This is a genomic window from Pseudomonas sp. CFSAN084952 (genome assembly GCF_009648855.1).
Taxonomy (GTDB): domain Bacteria; phylum Pseudomonadota; class Gammaproteobacteria; order Pseudomonadales; family Pseudomonadaceae; genus Aquipseudomonas; species Aquipseudomonas paracarnis.
This window is the reverse complement of the sequence record NZ_CP045767.1, coordinates 2562459-2589394: the sequence shown is the minus strand read 5'-3', so window position 1 is coordinate 2589394 and position 26936 is coordinate 2562459. Positions and strand designations below refer to the sequence as shown.

Here is a 26936-nt window from a genome sequence, read left to right as displayed (position 1 = left end):
AACAAAAAATTCTTCTTGTAGCCGTGTGTGCTGCACTCATCCAAGGCTGTGCCGCCCCTTCCAAAAGCCATGAAGAATCACCTTCAATGCCTACTACCTCAGCAGCTGTAGCCCAGCCAACCTTATCCGCTTACGACTGGAACCTGGTCTCGGCAACGGACGCGTCGGGCAAGCCTCTTGTGGCGATGAACAAAGGCATCGAGCGCAAGTTGCGCGTTGCCTTCGGTGACAAGAACCTGAGCATCAGCGGTGGCTGCAATCGTCAGTTCGGCGGCTTTCACTATCAGGACGGGGTTCTGAAGGTTCAGCCACTGGCCTCTACGCTGATGGCCTGTGACAAGAGCCTGATGGACCTTGATGCCCAGGTAGGGCGGCTGTTCAAGGGTGAGCTGCGCGCTGTGATCACCGGCGATAACGTGGCGCCGATGCTGCAACTGACGACAGCGGATGGCTCGGTGCTCAAGCTGCAAGGCGAGGCCACCCCGCAGACCCGCTACGGTAGCGAGGGTGAGGTCAAGTTTCTGGAAGTGGCGGCCAAGACGGTCAAGTGCAGCCATCCTTTGATTCCAGATTATCAGTGCCTCCAAGTGCGCGAGCGTCGTTATGACGACGCGGGCCTGCAACTGGCGACCCAAGACACCTGGCATCCGCTGTACCAGCCTATCGAAGGCTTTGTGCATCATGACGGCGTGCGCACTGTGCTGCGGGTCAAACAGTACGAATGGAAGAATCCGCCAGCGGATGCGCCTTCGACGGTCTACGTGTTGGATATGGTGGTCGAGCAGGACGCTTCTGGCAGCAAATAAGCGAAAAGAAACCCCGTAGATTCGCGTCTACGGGGTTTTTTATCGCCTGTGATTTATCCGTGTTTTCGACGAGTGACACGTCTAGATCAAGGGTTCTGGGTCGAACGGGGGTTGTCACCTGAGCTTTTGCAGACTACCCTGAAAATGTTTGAATTATTACAAACAATTTCGGTGTGGCTGTTTTTTCGGTCACACGGCTTCAGGACGAGGAACGAAAAATGTTTTCACATGAAGGTACCGCACTAGAGCTGTTGGTCTTGGTTTTTGGCGTCACTGGGGTGTTGTTGGTCGCCTGGTTTATTCACCATCAATACGAGCTCAGGTCGCGCAAGCATGTAAAAAAACAACATGCCTCTGACCAGCAGCGTGAAGCTCAAATCCGCTAACCGTCCCTTCACCTGTGCCAGCCTTTACGGCTGGCTTCAGCGTCCGGTTTCAATGGACTGCAAGGTTTTCCCGAGCCCACTGCTCAGCAGTGGTGACAGGAATCGATTGTTGCTCGTTGAACGTGGCCGCCTTAGGCCAGGCCACACCTTTGCCTTGTGCGAATACAGCACGGTACTTCTTGATGTGGTGCGTGGGGTCTTTTTCCAGTGCCTGCATGAGATAATCAACCGTCCACACGTTGCGTTTGAACGGGCGATCCAGAACGCGCTCCAGCATACTCGCAACCTGCCCATACGTGACGGTGTCGCCGGCGAGATAGACAATCTGATTGCGCATGCGCGGTTCGAAGAACACGATTTGCGCTGTCAGCGTACCGATGTCGTCCGGTGTCGTGAGCGTCACGCTGTTCTCGAGGCTGCCCAGGGCGTTCACTGTGTTGTTGTCGAAGTCGACGACCTCGAACACCGGCTCGAACAGGAAGCTGGTGAACATGCCTGTCGAGATGATGACCCATTCAGTGTTGTCCTGGGCGCGCAGCAACTCACGCACATCCAGTTGGGCATCGAACAGATCCTGGGGGCTGCCCCGGCCAATCACTTCGAAATCCACGCCAAACTGCCAGGGGAAGTAGCGCTTCACGCCGGATTTGAGTGCGGCGGTTGCCAGCTTCATCGGGGTTTCTCGGCCCGCGACCATGCCCGCGCAGCCGATCACGGTATCGAAGCGTGCGAAGACCTTGGCAAGTTGATCGATTGAGTCGTTCACCAAGTCTGCGGCGACCATCTGGATGCCCAGGCTGCGCAGCTCGTCGACCTCTGCCTTTTTTTCGGGCATTTGCGTGTTGATGGTCGATTCCCTGAGCAGCACGCTAATAGTGGAACCGGGCGCGCGTTTGGCCTCACGCGCCAGGTTGCGCAAAACCGGCAGGCCGAGTTCGCCGGCGCCTAGAACGAGGATCGATTGAGAGGGAAGTGGGGGCATTTCAGGCATGATTTCTCCGCAGACCTGTTGGCGATAAGATGAGCCCATGCTGGCACGATTCGGCAGCGCTCATAAGAAGGCACACGTGTGATACCAGGGGTAGAAATGACCGATCATGAAACGCTCAGCCAGGCAGAAATTATCTGCCAGTCGCTCAGGGAAGAAGACGATGGCGTCAGGCGTGAAGTCCTGGCTCACGCCGGTAGCCGCTGGTCATTGGGCATCCTGCATGCCTTGGGTGTGTACGGTGCGATGCGTCATGCCGAGATAAAACGGCAGATGACGGGTGTGACTCAGCGCATGTTGACCAAGACCCTACGCGCCATGGAGCGCGATGGTTTTTTGGTTCGACGCGAGTTCGGTGAGATTCCGCCACGCGTCGAGTACGAGCTGACGCCCCTGGGCAGGGAGCTTTTGATTCGCATGTCGCCTGTCTGGACCTGGGTGGTCGAAAACGTGGAGGACTTTCGCAAGGCGCGGCGTATGTTCGACAGTCAGGAGGGCAAAAAACCGGCATGGCAGGTTCCCACACCGGTTCCCGACGCGTCTCGGTAAGCGCTTAGGCTGTGCAAGTGTATGCCTCGATCCACCCCTAGCTGTACGGGGCGCAGCGCGCCATAACCCACTACTGTCGCAGGCACATCACCACCGCTTGGATGCCGCGCCATGATCATGTCTACCAGCCTGTTATCAGCTTTCGTGCTGTTCGCTTTTGTCTCTTCGATCACCCCGGGGCCCAACAACACCATGTTGCTGGCCTCAGGCGTGAATTTCGGCTTTCGCCGTTCGATGCCCCATGCGCTGGGGATCAGCATCGGTTTCATGCTGTTGGTGATTTGTGTGGGGCTTGGCTTGGGCGAGGTGTTCAAGCTGTTTCCGTGGGCCTACACGCTGTTGCGTTATGTCGGCGCCGCGTATTTGTTGTATCTGGCGTGGAAGATTGCCAATGCGGGCGGTATGTCTGATAACCAGGATGAACATGGCAAGCCGATGACCTTCCTCGGTGCGGCGGCCTTCCAGTGGGTCAATCCCAAAGCCTGGATCATGGCGTTGGGGGCGATTACCACCTACACGCCGGCCGAGGGTTATGTCACCAATGTGCTGGTGATCGCCCTGGTTTTTGCGGTGGTCAACCTGCCGAGTGTGTGCGTATGGGTGGGGTGTGGCAGTGGCTTGCGCAACTTGCTGCGCGAGCCGCGCTGGTTACGGATGTTCAACTGGTCCATGGCCGGGCTGTTGGTGCTGTCGCTGTATCCGATGCTGTTTGTGGGTTGAGGCGGGCGTAGGTAACCACGATGCGAAGCCTGCGTTCGGGCACACCGAGCCAAGGCGAGGTGCCGAGGGTGGGGCAAGAGCCCTTTGGTTACTTTGGGCTGGGCCGGCATTCCGGCTCTTTTCCAAAGTGACCCGCCGTCAGGCGAAACCCTAAGTGGCCGTTACCGCAGCGATGGATATGCACACAATCCAATTGTGTCGGCTGTCAGGCCGCCTTCGCGAGCAAGCCCGCTCCCACAGTTTGATCGCGGGGTGTCAGGTAGATAGGCGTCGGCTGTCAGGCCGTCATCGCAGGCAAGCCAGCTCCCACAGTTGGATCGTGGGGCGTCGGGTATGAGGCCGTCACGGGAGCAAGCTCCCTCGCCACGTTGATGCGGGCTTAGACCGGTGAGATGGTCGCCAACATGCCGATGCCAATGGTCAACACCAAAAAGCCAAACAGGAAAATTGCCATCTTGGTCATAAGGCCTCCGAGGGGAAGGGGACGACAGGAATGTCGGGATGGGGCTATTGTCCGCCTCAAGCGGTTTTCAATACAGGCGCAGATTGAAAAGAAAAAACCGTATCAGATCAGCGCGCAGCGCCTGGGCCGTGGCTTTTCAAGCGAACAGCTTTTATCAAGATCAGCGCCATGGCCGCTACCCGCCTTGAGCGTCACCTGAGACAGGCACTGCATTTGCCCCTAAGATAGCGCCCACTGCACAACAATAAGCGTGGGCCGACCCTCGATGGAAAGACGCCAGTTCAGCGGTGGCATGCAAGGCAAGAACCTGCGCTACCTCAGTGATAACCCCCAGCAATCAACCTCGGTCACCCGTGTCGGTTTTTTGCTGCTCGAACACTTCTCCTTGCCGGCCTTCACCCAGACCCTCGACACGCTGGTGACCGCCAACCTGTTGCGCCCTGATCTGTTCGCTACGCGCACTTTCGGGTGGGGCGAGGGCGAAGTCATCAGCGACCTGGGCCTGGTCATTCGCCCGGATGCGAACCTGATGCTGGCGAGCTTGCAGGACTTGGACCTATTGGTGATCTGCGGTGGTTTTCGTACCGAACTCAAGGCCAGCGAGCCATTTATCCAATGGCTGCGCAGTGCGGGTGAAGCGGGCGTGCGCCTCGCCGGTTTGTGGAACGGCTCGTGGTTCCTCGGGCGTGCGGGGCTGCTGCAGGGTTACCGCTGTGCCATTCACCCCGAACATCGCCCGGCGCTGGCCGAAGTGTCCAAGGCGGCGCAGGTCACCAGCGAACCCTACGTGATCGACCGCGACCGCCTCACCGCGTCCAGCCCGTCGGGGGCTTTCCATATGGCCCTGGACTGGATCAAGAGCCTGCATGGCAAAGCCTTGGTCGAAGGCATCGAAGATATCCTGGCGTTCGAAGAGTCGCGCTACCGCCGCATCAAACCCACCGAAAGCATCTGTGTCAGCGCGCCGCTGCGCGAGGTGGTGAAGCTGATGGACGCCAACCTCGAAGAGCCCCTGGAACTCGATCAGCTCGCCGTCTACGCCGGCCGTTCCCGCCGCCAGCTGGAGCGCCTGTTCAAGGAACAACTGGGTACCACGCCGCAACGCTACTACATGGAATTGCGCGTCACTGAAGCGCGACGCCTGTTGCAGCACACCGAGTTGTCACAAGTGGATGTGCTGGTGGCGTGCGGGTTTGTCTCGCCGAGCCATTTCAGCAAATGCTACAGCGCGTATTTCGGCTATCGCCCCTCCAAGGAGAAGCGGTTGGTCAAGTAGCAGGTCGAGCCCTGGGCGATACAGACTCTGCGGTGCTCATGGGCTTCGAGGCGATCCCTTCGCAGCCTCGCTGGGGCTCGACAGTTCCCACATTGGGTTCTCGGTATTCTCAGAATCGCTCCAGGCGGTAGAGGTGCAATTGCGGCACCCGCTCACCCGCAGCAAGCTGCCCAACCCGCTCGGCCGTCACCGCCGCTTGTGTCAGTCCCAAATGCTGGTGACCAAATGCAAGCAGCACTTTGCCTTCGCACACCCGGTCAATGATCGGCAGTGAGTCGGGCAGGGAAGGGCGAAACCCCATCCAGGGCGTGGCTGCGCTGTCGCTCAGGTCATGTCGGAACAGCCCTTTGCTCAACCGGTGCAACTGCCAGGCCCGTTGCATATTGGCCGGGCGGTCGAGGCCGGCGAATTCGACCGTGCCGGCCAGGCGCAGGCCACCGGTCATGGGCGTCATGATGAATTTGCGCTCCAGTGAAGTGACCGCGAAGGGCAGGCGCTGTTGTTCGTGGGGCAGCATCAGGTGGTAACCGCGTTCGGTGTCCAGCGGCACTTGTTTGCCGGTGAGAGCTGCGGTGAGTTTGGCCGAGTGGGCGCCGCAGGCGATCAGCACTTGCTGCGCTGTCAGTACGCCTTGGTCGGTCATCAGGGAAACGCCGTTACTCTCCAGGCGTCCGTCCAGAACGCGCTGCTGAAGAAATTGCACCCCCTCAGCCTTGGCCGCGTTCACCAGTTCGCCAACCACCGTGTACGGGTCCAGAAAATGTCCGGTAGCGGGAAAGAACAAACCGCCTTGTATGGCGTCGCTCAGTTGCGGCGCAGCCTTGCGCACCGCATCGCCGCTCCAGAAGTCCACGGCGACGCCTTGTTGCCGCATGCGTTGCTGCACTGCATCCAGTGCAGCGCGGGATTCGCCGCGCTCATACACCAACAGCGAACCGTCTTCACGCAGCAATGGCGCTTGCCCAATCGATTGCAGCAAGCGTTGCCACGCGCCCAGGCTGCCTTCGTTCAGCGCGCGAAGGCCGGCTACGGTGCGCTGATAACGCACTGGCCGCAGGTTCAGCAGCAGGCGAATAAACCAGGGCAGGGCGCGGGGCAGATAGGTCCAGTCCAGGCGCAGCGGGCCCATGGGGTCCAGGAGCATGGCGGGCAAGCGCTTGAGGATCGACAGGTCGGCGATGGGAAACACCTGTTCCGTCGCCAGGTGGCCGGCGTTGCCGTAGGAGGCGCCCATGCCGGGTGCCTGCGGGTCGAGCACGACGACTCGGCGGCCTTGGCGTGCCAGCTGCAAGGCGCAGGCGACGCCGATAATGCCGGCGCCGACTACTACGATGTCTGCTTGCTTGGGATCGGCCATGATCATGCTTCTCGCTGGCCGTCGAGCAGGCGCCGCAACCGCAGCGGGTTGTCGTGCTGCAGCGCGGTGGGCAGCAAGGCGTCCGGGACGTCCTGGTAACACACCGGGCGCAGGAATCGCAGGATCGCCGCCGTGCCCACCGAGGTACTGCGCGCATCCGAAGTCGCCGGAAAGGGCCCGCCATGCACCATGGCGTCGCACACTTCTACGCCGGTCGGCCAGCCGTTCACCAGCAGGCGCCCAGCCTTGCGCTCCAGCACCGGCAGCAATGCCCGCGCCTGTGGCAAGTCGTGGTCATCCATCTGCAGGGTGGCGGTGAGTTGGCCTTCCAGGTGTTCGGACACCTGGCGCATGTGCTCGACATCACGGCACTGCACCACCAGCGAGGCGGCGCCGAATACTTCGGCTTGCAGGTGTTCATTGTTCAGGAACGCCTCGGCCTGGGTCACGAACAGATGGGGCTGGCCCTGGTTTGGCCCGGTCGCTGGCAAGCCTTTGGCGGCTATGGTGGTGTGCTGGGCCAGGGTCTTCAGGCCGGTTTCGCAGGCGCTGAAAATACCCGGTGTGAGCATGGTCTGGGACGGGCAACGCGAGAGACGCTCACTGGCGGATTGGACAAAACGGTCCAGAGCGGCGCCTTGCAGGGCGATCACCAGGCCAGGGTTGGTACAGAACTGGCCGGCGCCTTGGGTCAGCGACGCGACGAACCCATCGGCCAAGGCTTCGCTCCGAGCTTCAAGCGCAGCAGGAAACAGGTACACCGGGTTGATCGAGCTCATTTCCGCGTACACCGGGATCGGCTCCGGGCGTGCCTGCGCCGCTTGGCACAGGGCGATACCGCCACTGCGCGACCCCGTGAAGCCTACGGCCTTGATGCGCGGGTCGCGCACCAATGCGATACCCACCTCGTTACCCGCGCCGTAGAGCAGTGAAAACACACCTTCCGGCAAGCCACACTCTTTAACCGCCTGGGCGATGGCGCGGCCCACCAGCTCGCTAGTGCCGGGGTGCGCGTTATGCGCCTTGACGATCACCGGGCAACCGGCGGCAAGGGCCGATGCGGTATCGCCGCCCGCCACGGAGAAGGCCAGAGGGAAGTTGCTGGCTCCGAACACGGCTACCGGGCCCAGGGCGATATGGCGCTGGCGCAGGTCGGCACGGGGCAGGGGTTGGCGCTGGGGCTGTGCGGTATCGACGCGCACGTCGAGCCATTCGCCCAGGCGCACGGTGCGGGCAAAAGCGCGCAGTTGCCCGCAGGTACGGCCGCGTTCACCTTCAATGCGTGCGCGAGGCAAGCCGGTTTCGGCGCAGGCGCGTTCGATCAACTCATCGCCCAGGGCTTCGATGTGGGTGGCGATGGTTTCAAGCAACGTGGCGCGATCTGCCAAGGTGGTTTCGCGGTAAGCGTCGAACGCGGCCCACGCCAGTGCGCAGGCCTGGTCGACGTGCTGCTCATCCCCGCCAGCGTAGGCGGGTTCCAGTGGGGTGTTGGTAGCGGGGTTGATCGCCCGGATCGCATCGCGATGGCCGCAAACGGATTGCTGACCGATCAGCATCTTGCCTGTCAGAGTCATGGGGGCATCCTGGAACAAAAAGAGGTGTTGTAGGCGCGAGCTTATGTGGCGAGCAAGCATGCTTGCGCTGGGGTGCGAAGCGCCCCCAATAAAAGCCGGAGACTGCTGCGCAGTCAGCGGGAGCAAGCTCCCTCGCCACAGCAAGCTCGCGCCTACAGAAAATCAAGCGACGTTCTGTTCGGCCGACCAGTTGGCATACCACTGGCGGAACAGCGCGTACTGCTGCTCGGCATACCGGCGCTGGGCAGCGCTGAGGTCGTCGGTTTCGTTGAAGTGCAGGGCGTAGCCCTGGTCGCCGTTGAGCACCATCAAATGCTTGTAATACAGCACCAGGTCGCAGCCCTCGTCGAACGACGACAACACCGCCAGTGCAGCTTCCAGCTCGCGGGCCTGGCGACGCGCCTTGGCATCGCCCTTGGCGGCTTTTTTGCTCAGCGCCACCAGTTGCAGCACTTCGCGGGGCAGTGCGTTGCCGATGCCGGTAATGGCGCCGGTGGCGTTGCAGTTGACGAAGCCGTGCACCACTTGGGTATCGACGCCGACCATCAGGGTCACATCGTCATCCTGGGAGGTGATGTTTTCGGCGGCGTAGCGCAGGTCGGCGGCGCCGCCGAACTCCTTGAAGCCGATCAGGTTCGGGTGCTCGCGGCGCAGTTCGAAGAACAACTCAGCGCGGGTGGCGAAACCGTAGTAGGGGCTGTTGTAGATCACCGCCGGCAGGTCGGGCGCGGCGTTGAGGATCGCTGCAAAGTGGGCCTTTTGCGCAGTGGCCGAAGCACCTCGGGACAGCACGCGGGGAATCACCATCAAACCATCGGCGCCGACTTTGGCGGCATGGGCTGCGTGAGATACGGCTTCACGGCTGTTCACCGCACCGGTGCCGACGATGGTCGGCACACCCGCAGCCACCAGGCGCGCCACGCCTTCCTGGCGCTGGGCCTCGGTGAGCAGCGGCCAGTCGCCCATGGAGCCGCAATACACCACGGCACTCATGCCGATGTCGATCAGCTCGCGGCCCTTGGCCACCAGTGCATCGAAGTCCGGTTGGCGCTCGGCGGTGCAAGGGGTCATCAGGGCGGGCATGCAGCCGGTGAAGATGTTGTCGCTCATGGTGCTAACTCCGGTTTCAGTTGAATGAATAATGGGCTCAGATGCCCCAGGCAAACGGGTCTTGTTCGTCGATCAGCAAGGTGCTGTCGGCGGTCATGTAGGCGCGGCCGGTGATGAATGGGCGTACGTGTTCGCCGTCCCACTCATAGCGGCCGAGGAATTGGCTGCCGGTGATGCTGGCTTGTACCCAAAGTTCTCCTGCGGCCAGTTTTGCGTCGGCGGCCAGGCAGGCGAGCTTGGCGCTGGTGCCGGTGCCGCAGGGGGAGCGGTCATAGGCTTTGCCGGGGCACATTACGAAGTTGCGGCTGTCGGCGTGGGCGTCGTCGGCGAACAATTCGATATGGTCGATCAGCGCACCGTCTGCGCCACGGATGCCTTGGGCTTCGAGGGCCTTGAGCATGGCCCAGGTGTAGTCGGTCAGGGCCTCCACGTTATCCATCTGCAACTCATGGCCGTGGTCCGACACCAGGAAGAACCAGTTGCCGCCCCAGGCGATGTCGCCCAGCACCACGCCATGCCCAGGCACCTCAACCGCCACCTGCTTGCGGTAGCGGTAAGCGGGCACATTGCGCAGGGTCACGCTGCCGTCTTCGTGCAAGGTGGCCGCGACCGGGCCGACCGGCGTGTCGAGGCTGTGCACGCCCGGTTGGATCAGCCCCAGGTGGTGCAGCGAGGCAATCAGGCCAATGGTGCCGTGGCCGCACATGCCGAGGTAGCCGGCGTTGTTGAAGAAGATCACCCCGCAGGTCGCCCCCGGCGTGACTGGCGCACAGTACAGCGCGCCCACCAGCACATCGTTGCCCCGGGGCTCCAGCAGGCAGGCGCGGCGCCATTGATCGTGGTGGGTGCGCAGGTGGTCCAGTTGATCGGCGATCGAGGCACCCGCCAGTTCGGGAAAGCCGTTCATGACCAGGCGTGTAGGTTCACCGCCGGTGTGTGAGTCAATCACGTGCAGTCGTTTCATAAGGCGCTCCATCAGTGGGTAGTCGGGGACAGTGGGGCGCTGTAGTGCGCGTCGCTGACGGCTTCGCTTTCGTCCTCTTCCTGCTCCAGGCGTACCAAGTGGGCGGGTACGCCGGTGGCGGCGCCCCAGTAGTAAATGCCCAGGGCGCAGGCCGCCACCACCAGGGTGTCAAACGGGTGGCTGATCACACCAATACCGCCAAAACTGCCGAGCTTGGAGAGCAGGATGGTCACGGCGTAGAAGCCGATCAGCCAGGCCGAGGAGCGTACTTGTTGCTTGAGGTTCAGGTGCGCGGTCGGCACCCAGCGCGCGCACAGCAGGTACACCACAAACATCAGGATTTGCAGGCCCAACAGCCACGACACCGTGCTCCAGCCCGACCAGTAGACGATCAACGCAGCGATGATGAATGGCAGCGGGCCCAGCACCGCCATGCCCTTGACCCGAAACGGGCGCGCCATGTCGGGTGCATTGCGGCGCAGGGCGGCGACCGTCACCGGGGCCACGGCATAACTGAGGATCAGGGCGGCAGACACCACGTTAATCAGCGCTTCCCAGGACGGGAACGGCAAGGTCCAGAACACCGACAGGCCAAAGGTCAGCCACAGCGCCGGGCGCGGGATGCCGGACTTTTCATCGATGCGCGTGAATATCTTGAAGAAGGTGCCAGTCTGCGCCCAGCCATACACCACGCGCGGGGTGGCGTTCATGTAGATATTGCCGCAGCCGCTGGGAGAGATCACCGCATCGGCCACCACCAGGTAGGCCAGCCAGCCCACGCCCAGCGCCAGGGCGATATCGCGATAGGGCAGGGCCAGTTCCTTGCTGATGCCGGCCCAGCCATTGGCGAGCATGTCGGTAGGCACGCCGCCGAGGAACGCGGTTTGCAGCAGCACATAGATGGCCGTAGACAACAGTACCGAGAGGATCAGGGCGATGGGGATGGTGCGCTGTGGGTTTTTCACTTCGCTGGCCACCGAAATGATCGGCGTCAGGCCCAGGTAGGCAAAGATCACCCCGCCTGCCGACACGGCCATCTCGATACCTGATAAGCCGAACGGCGCGAAGCCATGCACCTGGAAATTCGCCGGCTTGAAGAAGGTGAACAGCACGCCGATCACCAGTAACGGCACGATGAACTTGAACACGCTCACCAGGTTATTGGCGATCGCAAAGGTCTTCACGCTGCGGTAGTTGAGCACAAAGAACAGGCACAGCAGGGCAAATTGCACCAGCCAGCCCAGGGTGGTGGGGTCGCTGGAACCTGCCTTGGTCAGCTGCGGAAACCAGGCTGCGGCGTATTGGCGCGAGGCGACCACTTCAATTGCTACCAGGCTGGAAAACGCGATCAGCGTGATAAAACCCATCAGGTACCCGAGCAGCGGACCGTGGGAATACACCGGGTAGCGCACCACGCCACCGGCGCGGGGCAGGGCGGCGCCGAGTTCGCAGTAGACAATGCCCAGCAGCAGCACGGCGAAACCACCGAGCAACCAGGAAAAAATTCCTGCCGGGCCTGCGATGGCAGACACGTGGCTGGCAGCGAACAACCAACCCGAACCGAAGATGGCCCCCAACCCGATAAAGGTGAGGTCCATCAGTGACAGCTGTTTCTTGAACTTGCCTTGGCCTGACATAGCGGCGCCTTCTTGTGAGTTATTGGATAGGCATGCAGTGGCGCTATCCTGAACCCACATGCCCGGCTGACGATTGATGTTTTATGCGGCGATGGATGACGAATTCAGCACAATTTGCCGCGCTCGACAGCGCTCGTTCCATGGCGCAATCTGCTGGCTGTCGACGAATAAAAGGGCAGATAAAGTCATGCTGCAGAGCGCGTTCGCGAGCCTTTTCCAGGGCAGCCGACCCCACAACATCGAGCAGCTATTGAGCGGGGTAGAGCAGTTGCTGCCGATGCTCGATGTACTGCCCAACGCCGCGATTTTCATCAAGGACATCGACGCGCGCTACGTGCTCGCCAACCGCACCCTGGTGCAACGCTGCGGCCTCAAGCAGCTGCAACCGCTGCTGGGCAAGACCAGCGCCGAAGTGTTTCCCGCACAATTGGGCCCCGGCTATACCGAGCAAGATCGGCGTGTGTTGAAGCAGGGGCTGGTACTGGAAGATCAACTCGAATTGCACCTCTACGGCACCCGCGAACCCGGCTGGTGCCTGACCCACAAGTGGCCGCTGTACAACCAACTCGGCGCGATCATCGGCCTGGCCGGAATTTCGGTGGACTTGCAGTCTGCCAGCGAAACCCACCCGGCCTATCAGCGCCTGGCGGCGGTGGACGAACACATCCGCAGCCACTTCAACCGCCGCGTCACCCTGGGTGAATTGACTCGCATCGCCGGGATTTCCGTGGCGCAACTGGAGCGCTACTGCAAACGCGTGTTTCACCTCACGCCTCGGCAAATGATCCAGAAAGTCCGGCTTGAGCATGCCCGGCGGTTGTTGCATACCGAGCTGCCAATTACCGAGGTGGCGCTGCAATGCGGCTACACCGATCACAGCGCGTTTACCCGGCAGTTCAAATCTTCAACCGGGTTCACCCCGAGGCAGTACCGGCAAGCGACGCAAGGCGGCAGGTCAGATGAAAATCTAATGTGGGAGGGGGCTTGCCCCCGATAGCAGTGTGTCAGTCAGGCTATTTTTATCTGATCCACCGCCATCGGGGGCAAGCCCCCTCCCACATTTGGATGAAGCCAAGTCGATGCAACGAATGCCGCGCACGCCCCTCATATGCTTACACCGACCCTTTTCACCACGACAGGTACCGAGCTTATGACCGCGGCGAACAACGACCATGTGAACTGGCTGGTGCAACATTCCATGCTCCACGCAGCGCGGCAGCGGGCCAAGCTTTATTCGGGGCAAGGCCGCCTGTGGCAGCAGCCCTATGCACAGACCCGGCCGCGTGACGCTTCGGCCTTGTCGTCGGTGTGGTTCACGGCCTACCCCGCCTCGATTGTCACCCGCGAAGGCGGCACCGTGCTTGAGGCGCTGGGGGACGAAACCTTGTGGCATACCCTGTCCAAGATCGGCATCCAGGGCATTCACAACGGCCCGTTGAAGAAGTCCGGTGGCTTGTCTGGCACCGAGCACACCCCGACCATCGACGGCAATTTCGACCGCATCAGTTTCGACATCGATCCGCAACTGGGCACCGAGGCACAATTGCAGGCCTTGACGCGCATGGCTGCCGCGCACAATGCGGTGATCATCGACGATGTGATCCCGTCGCACACCGGCAAGGGCGCGGACTTTCGCCTGGCAGAAATGGCCTATGAGGACTATCCCGGCCTGTACCACATGGTCGAAATCCGCGAGGAAGACTGGCCGTTGCTGCCCGACGTGGCCGCCGGGCGCGATGCACACAACCTCAGCCCCTCCCAGGTAGACGCACTGCGTGACAAGCACTACATCGTCGGCCAATTGCAGCGGGTGATTTTCTTCGAGCCCGGCGTCAAAGAAACCGACTGGAGCGCCACCCCGGTGGTGCTCGGCGTGGATGGCAAGCCGCGGCGCTGGGTGTACCTGCATTACTTCAAGGAAGGCCAGCCGTCGCTCAACTGGCTCGACCCTTCGTTTGCTGCGCAGCAGATGATCATCGGTGATGCGCTGCACGCCATTGATGTGATGGGCGCGAAAATCCTGCGCCTGGATGCCAACGGCTTTCTCGGCGTGGAGCGCAAGCTCGATGGCACGGCCTGGTCCGAAAGCCATCCGCTGTCGATCACCGGCAATCAGTTACTCGGCGGCGCCATTCGCAAGGCGGGCGGGTTCAGTTTTCAGGAACTCAACCTCACCGTGGACGACATCGCGTCGATGTCCCACGGCGGCGCTGACCTGTCTTATGACTTCATCACCCGGCCGGCCTACCAGCATGCATTGCTGATGGGCGACACCGAGTTCCTGCGTCTGATGCTGCGCCAGATGCACAGCCTCGGCATCGACCCCGGCTCGCTGATTCACGCGCTACAGAACCATGATGAACTGACCCTGGAGCTGGTGCACTTCTGGACGCTACACGCCCATGACAGCTTCCTGTTCCAGGGCCAGACCTTCCCCGGCAACATCCTGCGCGAGCATATCCGCGAGCAGATGTATGAACGCCTCACCGGCGAACATGCGCCGTATAACCTCAAATTCGTCACCAACGGCGTGTCCTGCACCACCGCCAGCATCATCACCGCAGCCCTGGGTATCCGTGACCTGGAGGCGATCACTTCGGCGGATACACAGCAGGTTCGCCAGATCCACTTGCTACTGGTGATGTACAACGCCATGCAACCTGGGGTGTTTGCCTTGTCCGGCTGGGACCTGGTGGGCGCGCTGCCGTTGGCGGCCGAAGAGGTGGCGCATTTGATGGCCGATGGCGACACCCGCTGGATCCATCGTGGCGCTTATGATCTGGTAGACCTGAACCCCGACGCCGAACTGTCGGCGGGGCAAATGCCGCGCTCAAAAAGCCTGTATGGCAGTCTGAACAGCCAGCTGCAGGACCCGGACTCCTTTGCCTCCCAACTGCAAAAAATCCTCGCCGTACGCCGCGCCTACGACATCGCCGCCAGCCGCCAGATCCTGGTGCCGGACGTCGAGCATCCCGGCTTGCTGATCATGGTCCACGAACTGCCGGCGGGTAAGGGCACTCAAATCACTGCGCTGAACTTTGGCGCCACGCCGATCACCGAAACCCTGCACCTGCCCAACATCGCACCGGGGCCGGTGGTGGATATCATCAATGAGCGGGTGGAAGGCGATTTGACAGAGGAGGGTGCGTTCACGATCACGCTGGACGCGTATGAAGGGTTGGCGTTGCGGGTGGTGAGCAGCACGCCGATGTAAAGGCGACGAAACGGTAACTGTGGCGAGGGAGCTTGCTCCCGTTGGACTGCGTAGCAGTCCCAGCCTCTTTGAACAAAAGAGCGGGGCGGCTTCGCGCCCCAACGGGAGCAAGCTCCCTCGCCACAGGTTAGTGTTTGGTGGCTAACAGCGCCGTGCCACGCGATCAGTGGTGCTTGTTCTTGTGCTTATGCTTGTTGCCTTTGTGCTTGGCACCGCCTGAACGATGGCCGCTCTCGTCATCGGCCAGGTTATTACCCAGCGCACCACCGGCTGCGCCCCCCACGCCGGCGCCGATGGTCGAGCCGGTGGTGCCGCCCAGGCGATTGCCAATCAGCGAACCGCCTGCCGAGCCCAAACCGCCGCCAATCGCCGCTTCGGTCTTGTTGCCCTTTTGCGCCCCCACCGCACTCCCGGCGGCGCCCCCCACGCCGGCGCCGATGGCCGCACCGGTCGAGCCACCAAGCTGCTGGCCTACCACGTTGCCCAACACACCGCCGACACCGCCTCCCAGCGCGGCTGTACCATCTCCAGCGGCCAGGGCCCCTTGGGAGATCAGAATGCCCAATGCCAGGGCCGGGAATGTCATTTTCATTTTTTTGTACCTCAAGGGCTGTCTCAGGCGCTCACGGGGTAAAGCACGCCTGGCATTTTGATTAGAGCACACGTCATAACACTTGGGCTTCGGTGATCGCCCCTTGCACAAGAAAAATTTTTTCCAGCCCTCTTGAATTCCTTTTGCGCGTCCATAAATTTTGGATCACGCGATGCCGAATCCGGGTTGCGTACTAAATCACTTGGAGAAACTCAGGAGATTTTAAAATGGCTACTACCCTGTCGTTGGCCCCACTGTTCCGTCAATCGGTGGGCTTTGATCGCTTCAATGACCTGTTCGAGTCGGCGCTGCGCAGCGAGGCTCCGAATTCCTATCCACCTCACAACGTGGAAAAGCACGGTGACGACGCGTACCGCATCGTGATCGCCGTGGCTGGCCTGACGGAGGAGGATCTGGATATCCAGGTCGAGAGGGGTGTATTGACGGTTTCCGGCGGAAAACGCGAAACCGACGATAAGGTCGCTTACCTGCACCAGGGCATTGCCCAACGTGCGTTCCGGTTGTCGTTCCGCTTGGCGGACCATATCGAAGTACGTGGCGCATCCCTGATCAACGGTTTGCTCAACATCGACCTGCTGCGTGAAGTGCCTGAAGAGGCCAAGCCAAAACGCATCATGATTGGTGGTGAGACCAAACCCGAGCTGCGTCAGGTCAGCTTGCAGTAAAACAATCGGCGGTAAAAAGGCGCTCTACGGAGCGCCTTTTTTGTGCGCGCTGCAAACGCAGGCCGGCTAAGCCTGGGTATTGGGTGCAAACAACTGCCTGGCCTCGGCAAAACACTTCTCTGCGATGACCGAGCGCGGTTCGGTCTTGCGCATCACCATGCCCAGGGGCGCAAGGACACTGGCGTCTGGCAGGTGGATAAATGCCAGGTTTTCGATGGGGTTTTCCAGGCCGCTGTCCAACGGCATGATTGCGCAACAGAAGCCTTCGCGGATGGCCTGGAACAGTTGATAGGTGGAGTCGCTTTCCAGAATCGGCTGGGGATCGAGACCGCGACTGCGGAAACTCAAGTCGATGGATTTTCGGTAGTGCATGCCATTGCTGATCATCCCCAGGGGCAGTTCGGCGGCTTCTTCCCAGCTCATCTGCGTGCCTTCGAAGTGGAAGTGGCGAGTGTCGTACAGCAGGCCGACACGGGTTTCGCCCAGTTCGAAAAATTCCAGGTAGTTGGGGCTCACGTGGTCCAGGTAGCACACGCCCAAGTCCAGTTGATTGGTGCCCAGCGCTTCGATGATTTTGTCCGAACTCATGGAGGTGAGGCTGAACTTGAGTTCCGGGAAGCTGTGGGACAAGCCCTGGATGAAGCTGATCGGATTGAAGCCGCTCAGGGGCACCAGGCCCAGGCGCAGGTTACCGACCAACTGGCCGCGACACGCAGCGGCTTCGGCGAACAGGCCGTCATGGGCGGCGAGCAGGGTCCTGGCCCAGGCCAACACGCGTTCGCCGGCCTGAGTAAAGCCTTCGAAACGTTGACCGCGGGTCACCAGCTCCAGCCCCAGTTCTTCCTCCAGGTTGCGCAGGCGCATCGACAGGGTGGGCTGGGTGATGTTGCAGCGGGCAGCGGCCTGGCCGAAATGGCGCGTCTGCTCCAGCGCGATCAGGAATTTAAGTTGTTTGATATCCATGAAGGCACCTGCCTGGAAATAAGTGAACGGTCATGATTGGCGCAAGTGCCTGAAATCCACGGGGTGGAGCCGATGATCGCATTGTAACGACTGGCACGTCCAAATGAGCTTGCCACCGTGCGGCTGCATTGTTCCATTTTTGAGATGGAGCGGCCCGTTTCAGCCACTACCTAACCCTGAGCGCGATGCTTAAGGTGGTCCCACTGTTTTTTTGGGTGGGCCTGCTGACACACGTCCAGGTCGTTGCCCAAGCGTATCTGTACAGGAAGTACAGGCACGGCCGGGCGCAGTTCCGGCGCACACGCCAGGGAGGTATCGCCAAGCAAGAGGACATGCAAATGACTGCATCAGGTAACGCTGCAAACTTCAATGGGCAAAAGCCGACGATTGACCCCGCTGACACCGCCATGTTGCTGATCGACCACCAGAGTGGTCTGTTCCAGATCGTCAAGGACATTGATGTTCCTCAATTGCGCGCCAATGCCATCGCGCTGGCCAAGGCCGCGACCCTGCTGAAAATACCGGTCATCACCACCGCCTCGGTGCCGCAAGGTCCCAACGGCCCGTTGATTCCGCAAATCCACGAAGCCGCGCCGCACGCCCAGTACGTAGCCCGCCGTGGCGAAATCAACGCGTGGGACAACCCGCAGTTCCATGCCGCCGTCAAAGCCACCGGCAAAAAGACGTTGGTGATCGCCGGCACCCTGACCAGCGTGTGCCTGGCATTCCCGTCCATTGCGGCGGTGCATGAAGGCTACAAGGTGTTCGCGGTGGTCGATGCCTCGGGCAACCACTCCAGGCTGGCCACCGACCTGACCGTCGCACGCCTGGCCCAGGCCGGCGTGGTGCCGATCGACATCATGGGCACGCTGTCGGAGCTGCAAGGCTCCTGGAACCGCCCGGATGCCCAGGAGTGGGCTAACGTCTACACCCAGGCCATGCCGCATTACCAGCTTCTGATCGAGAGCTACATCAAGGCTCAGGAAGTGGCAAACAACCACGAAGTACTAGACTCACAGCGCAAGTAAATACGCTGGGGCCTTTTGCGGCGAGCCCATGTTGGGCGCTGCCTATTTATCAGGAGTATGAAGATGTCTACACCTTACGTTCGTTTGGACAAAGACAACGCCGCGGTACTGTTGGTCGACCATCAGGCCGGCTTGCTGTCATTGGTCCGCGACATCGACCCGGACAAATTCAAGAACAACGTGCTGGCCCTGGCTGACCTGGCCAAGTACTTCAAGTTGCCGACCATCCTCACCACCAGTTTCGAAACCGGCCCCAACGGCCCGCTGGTGCCCGAGCTCAAGGCCCTGTTCCCGGATGCGCCGTACATTGCGCGCCCAGGCCAGATCAATGCCTGGGACAACGAAGATTTCGTCAAGGCCATCAAGGCCACCGGCAAGAAGCAATTGGTCATTGCCGGCGTCGTGACCGAAGTGTGCGTGGCGTTCCCGGCGCTGTCGGCCCTGGCCGAAGGCTTTGAAGTGTTTGTGGTCACCGACGCCTCCGGCACCTTCAACGAACTGACCCAGCAGTCCGCCTGGGCCCGCATGTCCGCCAACGGCGCGCAACTGATGACCTGGTTTGGCCTGGCCTGTGAGCTGCACCGCGACTGGCGCAACGACATCGAGGGCTTGGGGACGTTGTTCTCCAACCACATTCCGGACTACCGCAACCTGTTCACCAGCTACAACGCGTTGACTGAAGGCAAGTAAGCCTGATGGAAGGCGGCCGCTAGCCGTGGGGGGAGCGGTAGAACGCCTATTTCCCTGACACCCCTAGGTCCAACTGTGGGAGCTGGCTTGCCTGCGATGGCGGCATTGCGCCCGACACCTATTTACCTGACACACCCGCGATCCAACGGTGGGGTGTCAGGTAAATAGGCGTTGGCTGTCAGACCGTCATCGCAGGCAAGCCAGCTCCCACAGTTGGATGGCGCAGCATCAATGGGATCAGCTTCGACCGTCACGGGCGCAAGATCAGTACCGCTAGAGGGATGACAACACTGTAGTCGTATTTTGTTACTAACCCATGCCCTAAAAATACAGCGCTGTGGCGGCAAAGCGGGACAAAACACCCTCTCGCCATTCAATTTTCATAAAAATGTAACAACCCTGCTTCACAGTTCGGGAGCCCGTCACCACAACGAGTTCCTTTTAATGAAAAGCTTGATGAAGTCCGCAGCACTCGCCGTTACGGTATCCCTGTGTGCCTCCTCCATGACCTTCGCCGCCGAAAACGTGCGCCTCACCGGCTCTGGCGCCAGCTTCCCTGCACCGATCTACCTCACCTGGTTCAAGGATTTCAGCAAGAAGACCGCTGGCGTCACCGTGGATTACCAGTCCAAGGGCAGCGGCGCAGGTGTGCAGGACTTCCTGAATAAAACCGTCGACTTCGCCGCCAGTGACTCGGCCATGAAAGACGAAGACATCGCCAAGGTCGCCGAGGGCGTGCAACTGCTGCCAATGACCGCCGGTGAAATCGTGCTGGCCTATAACCTGCCGGGCAATCCCAAGGGCCTCAAGCTGCCACGCGATGTTTACTCCAATATCTTCCTGGGCAAGATCACCAAGTGGAACGACCCACAGATCGTCGCCGCCAACCCGGACCTGAAGCTTGGCGACACGCCGATCACCGTGGTGGTGCGCGCAGACTCCAGCGGCACCACGGCGGTATTCACCAAACACCTGGCGACCATCAACCCTGAATTCAAAACGGCACTGGGGGAGGGCAACACCGTCAACTGGCCGGCTAGCGACAAATTCATCAAGTCGCCCAAGAACGATGGTGTGACTGCCACCGTACGCCAGACCCCAGGCGCGATTGGCTACATCGAATACGGCTTCGCCAAACTGGCCAAGGTTGACTTCGCCCAGTTGCAGAACAAGGCCGGCCAGTACGTAGTGCCGAACGCCGAAAGCGGCGCCGAGGCCCTGGCCGCCGTGAAGATGCCGGAAAGCCTGGTGGCCTGGTTGCCGGACCCGGACGGTGCCAAGTCTTACCCGATCACCTCGTACACCTGGATGATTTTCCGCAAGGACAACGGCAACCCTGCCAAGGCCAAGGCCATGCGCGAAATGGTTGAGTACAGCCTGACCGAGGGGCAGAAAATCGCCGACTCGATGGGGTACATCCCGCTGCCGCCATCGGTGGTGGAGCAGGTACGCAAAGCCTCCGCCAACATTCAGTAACACCCGTGAGGCCGCTCTCGGTGTGGGCTGTTTGCCGCGCCGGGGGCGTTTCCCCCCTGTTCCGGAATTAGCCAATGAACAAACCTTTCGTCGTACCGGTTAACCGGGATTCTGCTTGCCAACCTCCCTCGGCCAAAGACTTCCTGGTCGATCGCACCTTCCGTGGGCTCGCGCGAATCGGGGTGGTACTGATTCTGGCGTTGGTCGCAGCCTTGGTATTCGAGGTGGGACGCAAGGCCTTGCCGGGCATGGAAAAGCACGGGTTCGATGTGCTTTTTGGCAGCGTCTGGGACGTTAATCAGGGCAAGTACGGGATCTTGCCGGCCATTTGGGGCACGCTCTACAGCGCTTTCATCGCGCTGCTGATTGCAGGCTTTTTCGGTGTCAGCATGGCGATTTTCCTGACTCAGGATTTTCTGCCGGCCAAGCTGGCCGCTGTGTTTCGCACCATCGTTGAACTGCTCGCCGCCATCCCCAGCGTAGTGTACGGCCTGTGGGGCATCTACGTGGTGATCCCGGCCATTCGGCCACTGACCACCTGGTTGAACAGCGAACTGGGTTGGATCCCGTTTTTCGGCACGTCCTTGAGCGGGCCGGGGTTGCTGCCGGCGGCGCTGGTGTTGGCCATCATGATTCTGCCGACGATTGCCGCCGTGTCCCAGGACGCGCTCACCAGCGTGCCGATGAAGACCAAGCAGGCCGCCTACGGCATGGGCACCACCCATTGGGAGGCGATTCTCAAGGTGATGGTGCCATCCGCCGCCACCGGTATTTTTGGCTCCCTGGTACTTGGCCTCGGCCGTGCGCTGGGCGAAACCATGGCGCTGGCGATGCTGGTGGGCAACGCCAACAACATTTCCCTGTCGCTGTTCGCGCCGGCCAATACGTTGGCAGCCTTGTTGGCGCTGAACTTCCCCGAAGCCGGGCCCAACGAGGTGGAGGTATTGATGTACGCCGCTCTCGTCTTGATGTTCATCACGCTGCTGGTGAATGTCATCGGTTCCATGATCATGCTCTACGCCCAACGGGGTAACCGATGATGACGAATCTCACATCCCCTATCACCGCTGTACCGAGCCTGCAGCGCAAGTTCGAAGGCCGCGCCTTGCGCAGCCTGGTGTTGACCACGTTGGTATGGTTTGGCGCGCTGCTGGCCAGTGTGCCGCTGATTTCCGTGCTCTACATGCTGATCACCCGTGGCGGCGCACGCCTGAGCCTGGAGGTGTTCACCGAACTGCCGCCCACCGGCTTCGAAACAGGCGGCGGTTTCGGCAACGCCATGGCAGGCACCTTTGTGATGGTCGGTATCGCTGCCGCGATTGCGGTGCCGGTCGGCATCATGGCCGCGATCTTCCTGGCCGAACTGGGGCCGGACAGCAAATTGGCCAACGCTGCACGCTTTGCCGCCAAGATGCTCACCGGCTTGCCTTCGATCCTGGCCGGCGTGTTTGCCTATGCCTTGGTGGTGATGACCACCGGCACCTACTCGGCACCGGCAGGCGGCGTAGCCCTGGCGGTACTGATGCTGCCCATCGTGGTGCTGACGGCTGAAGAGTCGATGCGCATGGTGCCCAAGATCATGAAGGACGCTGCCTACGGCATGGGTTGCACCCGCTCGCAGGTGATCTGGAAGATCATCTTGCCGACCGGCCTGCCGGCGATCCTCACCGGCGTAATGCTTGCTGTGGCTCGTGCCGCAGGCGAAACCGCGCCGTTGTTGTTCACCGCGCTGTTCAGCAACTACTGGATCTACCACGACGGCGACCTGGCGGTGATGAACCCCACGGCCTCCCTTGCCGTGCTGATCTACAACTTTTCCGGCATGCCCTTCGACAACCAGCTGGAGCTCGCCTGGGCGGCCTCGTTGGTGTTGGTGATGATCGTGCTGGTCGTGAATATTGTGAGCCGTATCTTCGGCAAGCCTAAGTATTAAGAACGGGAGCATCTGAATCTTGAACGTCTCAACTGCGCAAATAGCCGCTCCGTTTGTTACCCAATCGCCTGTGGTCATGGACTGCAAGCTGGACAGGATTTTCTACGGCAACTTCATGGCAGTGCGTGACAGCCATGTGCCGATCGAGAAAAACAAGATCACCGGTTTCATCGGCCCGTCCGGCTGCGGCAAAAGTACGGTACTGCGCAGCCTCAACCGCATGAACGACCTGGTGAAGGGCTTTCGTTTCGAAGGCCACGTGCATTTCCTGGGGCAGGATGTGTATGGCAAGGGTGTAGACCCGGTGGTGGTACGCCGTTACATCGGCATGGTGTTCCAGCAGCCGAACCCGTTTTCCATGAGCATCTTCGACAACGTCGCCTTCGGCCTGCGCCTGAACCGCTACAAAGGCGACTTGGGCGATCGCGTCAAGCACGCCCTGCAAGGCGCTGCGCTGTGGGATGAAGTCAAGGACAAGCTCAAGGTCAGCGGCCTGTCGCTCTCCGGCGGCCAGCAGCAACGGCTGTGTATTGCCCGCGCTATCGCCACCGAGCCGGAAGTGCTGTTGCTCGATGAGCCGTGCTCGGCACTCGACCCGATTGCGACTCGCCGGGTAGAGGAGCTGATGGTGGAACTGAAGAAGGATTACACCATCGCCCTGGTCACCCACAACATGCAGCAGGCCATTCGCGTGGCGGACACCACGGCGTTTTTCTCGGTGGATATTTCCCAGGGCACGCGTACCGGCTACCTGGTGGAAATGGGCCCGACCGCGCAGATTTTTGGCAGCCCGCGTGAACAGATGACCGAGGATTACATCAGTGGCAAGTTCAGCTGAGTAACTCCATGTTCGATAGAAACCACAGGTGCGCCACCGTCAGCCCAGGATTGCCAATGTCTGCAACGCATCGTCTTGATTTGTCAGCGATTGAACGCGCGCTCCGCAAAGTGCAGAGCCGCTTTGCCGAGCTCAGCACGCAATTTACCGAGCCGCGCGACCCCTTGACCGACGAAGTGCTGCACAACGTGCTTGAAGGCTATGCGCTGGTTGACGACTATGTCGCACGGGGCGTTGACCTGTTTGACCTTCATCATCTGGACCTGATGCTGGAGATCAACGCCACGGTGCTCTGCGGTAGCGACCCGGCGCGCCGCGTGGAATACGCGCAGCACCTGGCCGCCACCGAGGAGCACTTCTTCAACAACGTTGAAGGCGGTATCAAGGACTTGTTCAATTGGTACTGCGCGTATCGCAGTGAATCGGTGTGGAAGCGTGCGGCCGGTGTGTATGTGCGCATCCTCAGCAAGCCGCAGTTGTTCATCGAAGGCAACAACCGCAGTGGTTCGCTGATCGTCAGTTATCTGCTGATGCGGGCCGGGTTGCCACCGTTCGTGCTGACGCTGGAAAATGCCGAGGGTTACTTCAATCCTTCCTCGGTAATCCGCAACTCGGCCAAACATGGGGTCAAGGCGTTGTATGAATTGCCCAAGATCAAGAAAAAGTACGCCGCCTTCCTGGAGGAACAGGCGCCGGATCCCAAGGCGTTTTTCTTGAACGACGCACCACAGCCTATTTATCAGGGAGGCCATTAATGCGCCGGTATCCAACACTCGCCAGCCGAGCCGTGCAAGCCATCCAGCAGGCGCTTCTCACGCGTGCCGCCAAGCGCCCGCGCGTACGCATCTCCTTTGATATCGACGACACATTGGCTTGCCAGCTCCACCACGCTGACGTCGAGAGCAGCTGGCTACCGGCTTGTGCTCATCGTTGGTGGGGAGAGCCGCTGCGTATCGGCACTCGTTCGCTGACGCGGCAGCTGCGGCGCCAGGGTTGCAGTATCTGGGTCTATACCTCATCGGGAAGAGCGCCTTCCTACATCAGGCGTTGGCTGATGCTGTACGGCATTCGTGTCGACGGCGTAGTCAATAGCGAGCGGCATAACCACGCCCTCACGGTGCATGGGCTGTCGAACACTCCCTCGAAATTTCCGCCGGCCTTCGACATTGATTTGCACGTGGATGATTCCGAGGGCGTGCGCCTTGAAGGCAACGACCACGGCTTTCGCGTGGTGGTGGTCGACCCGCAGGATGAGCACTGGGCACAACGAGTGCTTGAAGCGGTCGCGGGCGTGCAGGCGCAACTGGCCCGGCAGCAATTACCCAGGTTCAAGCAGCCTGTATGCCAAGGTGCTGAGGTTTATTCTTCCTGAGTTCCAGAGAAACCTGAACTTCTTGAGCACTTATTGCAGATCACAACTTGCTATAAGGGTTTGATTTTCTTCGACTCGCCAGTCACGAACAACACAGAACTTCACCTCGTGTTCGTCAAACAGCGCTAATGGCGCTTTTGTCGTCTATCTCCCTAAGTACATACCCTTATCATCCGATAGTCGGTCACTTTAACGCGGCACTTCTAGGCTAGTGTTGACGAGCTTCCTTAATGGTCAACCTCGATATTAAGCAACGAAGCAGCCTGAACAGAATGCACAACAACAACTTCAATGCATATTGTTTAGCCCGACGCATCAGGTATTACCGTTGACTTTCGGTGTTGATCGCTGGGCTCAAGGAGTACTGACATGGCTATATTCGATTACAAGGGGCAAGATGCCCGCGTCCTGATTTCAGATGCCTGGACCCTTGCCACTTACACCAGTGGTGTCGCGACCGTCGGCGCGCTCTACAACATTCCGGGACTTGTGCTGGGCGAGGGCAACACCTTCGCGCTGCCCAAGGGCTGGCGTGAAATCGGCGCGAGCGAACTGCAGGTGGATAGCAGCCACATCGACATCACTGGAAGTTTTACCGGTGACGGCGTGTTCGGCTCCCAGGCCAGGGTGTTTGGTCAATACGATGACAGCGGCCAATTAGTCAAAATGGGTTTTTCCATTGCCGGCACCAACTCGCCAATTGATCTGCTGGGTTGGCCGGCGATGATCGATAACTCTTATATCAACGGCTACGACTACCTGCTCAATTCAATCAAGGATTACGCCACCGACCACAACCTGAGCGGCAAAGATGTTCTGGTAACCGGCTACAGCCAGGGTGGTTCTGTCACCAACAGCATGTATATCGGCAAGGACACTTTGGCAGACGGTTTTTTCAAGGATTCGGACTACTTTGGCATGGAGTCGCCCAAGTCCAGCAACAGCGACGGAATCTTCAACTTCGGTTTTGAAAACGATGTGGTCCACCGCCTCACGGGGCAAGAGACCAACGTGGGCAGCGCCATTATCGATGCGCTTCAAGGCAGTGACGCCAGTTACACTTCGACGACTGACAACATCGTGCTGTTCGACACGATCTACGCGCTGCCAACCTGGCCCAATGGTCCGTTCTCAATTGCCAACCTGTCAGGCTGGGCCGCGCATCTGGAAGGCATTTTCATCAACCCTATCCAGCGTATCGCCCAATCGACCTTCTACGATTACATCGAACGCGACAGCACCATCATCATCAGCAATCTCGACGCCATCAGCCGCAGCTTTACCTGGGTCAGCGACAAACAGACCGCCACCTCCAACCATTACGGCACACCGGCCTTCCTGCTGGGCACCGACAGTTCGGACAAGCTGCAGGACGGGCGCAGCGATGACTTCCTCGACGGGTTCAAGGGTGACGACAGTTTCCGCGTGAGTACCGGTACCGATATTGTCGCCGGCGGTGAAGGCAACGACAAAGTCTTCCTCAAAGGCACTGCATCTTCCTACGAAGCGGTGAAACTCAGCGATGGCACGTTGTTTTTGAACGACAGCAGCGGCCAATACGGCCTCAAGGAATTGCACGGCGTAGAGCATGTGGAGTTCGAAACCGGCCTGGCCAATAGCCTCGGCCAGGTGCCCGTGTTCGGCGGGCTCTTCGGTGGCATTGGCGAGGTCCTCACGCCGGCCTATACGGTGACCAGTGGCAAACTCGACTTCGAAGGCCTGTTTGGCGCCGATAAGGCGTATGCCAGATCCATCGAAGGCAGCCAGTTGGCCGACACCCTCAAAGGCACCGCCGCGCGTGACCTGATATTCGGCCAGAACGGCAATGACCGGCTCGACGGTGGCGCCGGCAACGACCTGCTGCACGGCGGCGACGGCAACGACACACTGCTGGGCGGCACGGGCAACGACGCGCTGTATGGCGCCAGCGGCAATGACGTCCTGATCGGCGGGTTGGGCAATGACCAACTCAGCGGTGGCGTGGGCAGCGACCTGTTTGTTTTCGATCAACGCGGGTTTGGCCACGACGTGATCAGCGACTTCAACATTCACCAGAATGGGCAGGACCTGCTGGTGTTCGCCAAGTCGCTGTTTGCCAGCGCCGATGCCGTGCTCGGTGCCACTACCCAGCATGGCAGTGACAGCGTAATTCTGGCGGGGGACAGCAGTGTCACCTTGGTGGGGTTCAATGCGGCGCAGTTGAGTGCAGAGATGATCAGCGTGGTGTGATGCGACACCTGCGAAACGGAAGGTAAAACCTCACAGGCTCCCCGAAGCTGTGGGGTTTTTTATGGCCTGCTGTTTGACGCAATGG

At 60.4% G+C, this 26936-nt stretch carries 25 protein-coding genes; 17 read left to right on the top strand and 8 right to left on the bottom strand.

All coding sequences use genetic code 11. The features are described from left to right. Positions 1-86: 86 nt before the first annotated feature. Both GH769_RS11615 and GH769_RS28825 read left to right on the top strand, forming a co-directional pair. Positions 87-806 carry an META and DUF4377 domain-containing protein gene (locus GH769_RS11615; protein WP_233085901.1) on the top strand — a complete coding sequence of 240 codons (720 nt, stop codon included), beginning with the start codon at positions 87-89 and terminating at the stop codon, positions 804-806. Positions 807-1024: 218 nt separating this feature from the next. Next, positions 1025-1192: a hypothetical protein gene (locus GH769_RS28825; RefSeq protein ID WP_165835032.1), complete on the top strand. Its 168-nt coding sequence runs from the start codon at positions 1025-1027 to the stop codon at positions 1190-1192. Positions 1193-1241: 49 nt separating this feature from the next. Here the strand turns inward: GH769_RS28825 and GH769_RS11610 are convergent, their stop codons facing one another. Further along, positions 1242-2183: an aromatic alcohol reductase gene (locus tag GH769_RS11610; RefSeq protein WP_032902401.1), complete on the bottom strand. Its 942-nt coding sequence runs from the start codon at positions 2181-2183 to the stop codon at positions 1242-1244. Between the two features lie 96 nt (positions 2184-2279). Between GH769_RS11610 and GH769_RS11605 the strand changes: the two genes are divergently transcribed. From GH769_RS11605 to GH769_RS11595, 3 genes are all read left to right on the top strand, one after another. Next, positions 2280-2729 (top strand): helix-turn-helix domain-containing protein, encoded by a 450-nt coding sequence (locus GH769_RS11605; protein ID WP_019817122.1) that lies wholly within the window; start codon positions 2280-2282, stop codon positions 2727-2729. A 111-nt stretch (positions 2730-2840) separates the two neighbouring features. Beyond that, complete coding sequence (locus tag GH769_RS11600) at positions 2841-3449, top strand: LysE family translocator (protein WP_032902400.1); 609 nt, start codon at positions 2841-2843, stop codon at positions 3447-3449. 755 nt (positions 3450-4204) lie between these two features. After that, a complete protein-coding gene (locus GH769_RS11595; RefSeq protein ID WP_050587223.1) occupies positions 4205-5188 on the top strand; it encodes a GlxA family transcriptional regulator in 984 nt (327 codons plus the stop codon). Positions 5189-5297: 109 nt separating this feature from the next. Here GH769_RS11595 and GH769_RS11590 read toward each other — a convergent pair whose 3' ends face one another. The 5 genes from GH769_RS11590 to GH769_RS11570 all read right to left on the bottom strand — a co-directional run bounded on the left by GH769_RS11590 (position 5298) and on the right by GH769_RS11570 (position 11830). Next, positions 5298-6545, bottom strand: a complete 1248-nt coding sequence (locus GH769_RS11590) for an FAD-binding oxidoreductase (RefSeq protein ID WP_032902398.1) — start codon at positions 6543-6545, stop codon at positions 5298-5300. A 2-nt stretch (positions 6546-6547) separates the two neighbouring features. Further along, positions 6548-8119, bottom strand: a complete 1572-nt coding sequence (locus tag GH769_RS11585; RefSeq protein ID WP_020302722.1) for an aldehyde dehydrogenase (NADP(+)) — start codon at positions 8117-8119, stop codon at positions 6548-6550. Between the two features lie 162 nt (positions 8120-8281). After that, entirely contained in the window at positions 8282-9229 is a 948-nt protein-coding gene (locus tag GH769_RS11580; RefSeq protein ID WP_020302723.1) for a dihydrodipicolinate synthase family protein, read from the bottom strand. 37 nt (positions 9230-9266) lie between these two features. Beyond that, positions 9267-10193 (bottom strand): 4-hydroxyproline epimerase, encoded by a 927-nt coding sequence (locus GH769_RS11575; protein WP_020302724.1) that lies wholly within the window; start codon positions 10191-10193, stop codon positions 9267-9269. Positions 10194-10204: 11 nt separating this feature from the next. After that, positions 10205-11830 (bottom strand): APC family permease, encoded by a 1626-nt coding sequence (locus GH769_RS11570; RefSeq protein ID WP_032902397.1) that lies wholly within the window; start codon positions 11828-11830, stop codon positions 10205-10207. 187 nt (positions 11831-12017) lie between these two features. On the opposite strand from GH769_RS11570, the gene GH769_RS11565 reads away from it, so the two are divergent. Both GH769_RS11565 and treS read left to right on the top strand, forming a co-directional pair. Beyond that, complete coding sequence (locus GH769_RS11565; protein WP_032902396.1) at positions 12018-12827, top strand: AraC family transcriptional regulator; 810 nt, start codon at positions 12018-12020, stop codon at positions 12825-12827. Between the two features lie 153 nt (positions 12828-12980). Beyond that, positions 12981-15044, top strand: coding sequence for a maltose alpha-D-glucosyltransferase (gene treS / locus GH769_RS11560; RefSeq protein ID WP_032902395.1), 2064 nt, complete (start codon positions 12981-12983; stop codon positions 15042-15044). A 163-nt stretch (positions 15045-15207) separates the two neighbouring features. Here treS and GH769_RS11555 read toward each other — a convergent pair whose 3' ends face one another. After that, on the bottom strand, positions 15208-15636 hold the full coding sequence (locus GH769_RS11555) for a glycine zipper domain-containing protein (RefSeq protein WP_014718574.1): 429 nt from the start codon (positions 15634-15636) through the stop codon (positions 15208-15210). Between the two features lie 227 nt (positions 15637-15863). Here GH769_RS11555 and GH769_RS11550 point away from each other — a divergent pair, with 227 nt between their 5' ends. Continuing rightward, the gene (locus tag GH769_RS11550; protein WP_153649764.1) at positions 15864-16322 is read left to right on the top strand and encodes an Hsp20 family protein; all 459 of its coding nucleotides are present in this window, start codon (positions 15864-15866) and stop codon (positions 16320-16322) included. A gap of 66 nt (positions 16323-16388) precedes the next feature. Here GH769_RS11550 and GH769_RS11545 read toward each other — a convergent pair whose 3' ends face one another. Then, complete coding sequence (locus GH769_RS11545; protein WP_153649763.1) at positions 16389-17285, bottom strand: LysR family transcriptional regulator; 897 nt, start codon at positions 17283-17285, stop codon at positions 16389-16391. Positions 17286-17623: 338 nt separating this feature from the next. Between GH769_RS11545 and GH769_RS11540 the strand changes: the two genes are divergently transcribed. The 9 genes from GH769_RS11540 to GH769_RS11500 all read left to right on the top strand — a co-directional run bounded on the left by GH769_RS11540 (position 17624) and on the right by GH769_RS11500 (position 26851). Continuing rightward, positions 17624-18313: an isochorismatase family protein gene (locus GH769_RS11540; protein WP_032902445.1), complete on the top strand. Its 690-nt coding sequence runs from the start codon at positions 17624-17626 to the stop codon at positions 18311-18313. Positions 18314-18376: 63 nt separating this feature from the next. Continuing rightward, positions 18377-19003, top strand: a complete 627-nt coding sequence (ycaC, locus tag GH769_RS11535; RefSeq protein ID WP_032902393.1) for an isochorismate family cysteine hydrolase YcaC — start codon at positions 18377-18379, stop codon at positions 19001-19003. Positions 19004-19447: 444 nt separating this feature from the next. Then, the gene (gene pstS, locus GH769_RS11530; RefSeq protein WP_020302728.1) at positions 19448-20479 is read left to right on the top strand and encodes a phosphate ABC transporter substrate-binding protein PstS; all 1032 of its coding nucleotides are present in this window, start codon (positions 19448-19450) and stop codon (positions 20477-20479) included. Between the two features lie 74 nt (positions 20480-20553). After that, a complete protein-coding gene (gene pstC, locus GH769_RS11525) occupies positions 20554-21519 on the top strand; it encodes a phosphate ABC transporter permease subunit PstC (RefSeq protein ID WP_003191517.1) in 966 nt (321 codons plus the stop codon). Next, positions 21519-22412 carry a phosphate ABC transporter permease PstA gene (gene pstA / locus GH769_RS11520; protein ID WP_014718563.1) on the top strand — a complete coding sequence of 298 codons (894 nt, stop codon included), beginning with the start codon at positions 21519-21521 and terminating at the stop codon, positions 22410-22412. Before pstC ends, pstA begins: the two co-directional genes overlap by 1 nt. A 76-nt stretch (positions 22413-22488) precedes the next feature. Continuing rightward, a complete protein-coding gene (pstB, locus tag GH769_RS11515; protein WP_019817112.1) occupies positions 22489-23250 on the top strand; it encodes a phosphate ABC transporter ATP-binding protein PstB in 762 nt (253 codons plus the stop codon). A 56-nt stretch (positions 23251-23306) separates the two neighbouring features. Further along, positions 23307-24005: a hypothetical protein gene (locus GH769_RS11510; RefSeq protein ID WP_019817111.1), complete on the top strand. Its 699-nt coding sequence runs from the start codon at positions 23307-23309 to the stop codon at positions 24003-24005. Further along, entirely contained in the window at positions 24005-24622 is a 618-nt protein-coding gene (locus tag GH769_RS11505) for a hypothetical protein (protein ID WP_020302730.1), read from the top strand. The genes GH769_RS11510 and GH769_RS11505 overlap by 1 nt, the downstream gene beginning before the upstream one ends. Before the next feature lie 369 nt (positions 24623-24991). Continuing rightward, entirely contained in the window at positions 24992-26851 is a 1860-nt protein-coding gene (locus GH769_RS11500) for a calcium-binding protein (protein ID WP_014718560.1), read from the top strand. Positions 26852-26936: the final 85 nt, after the last annotated feature.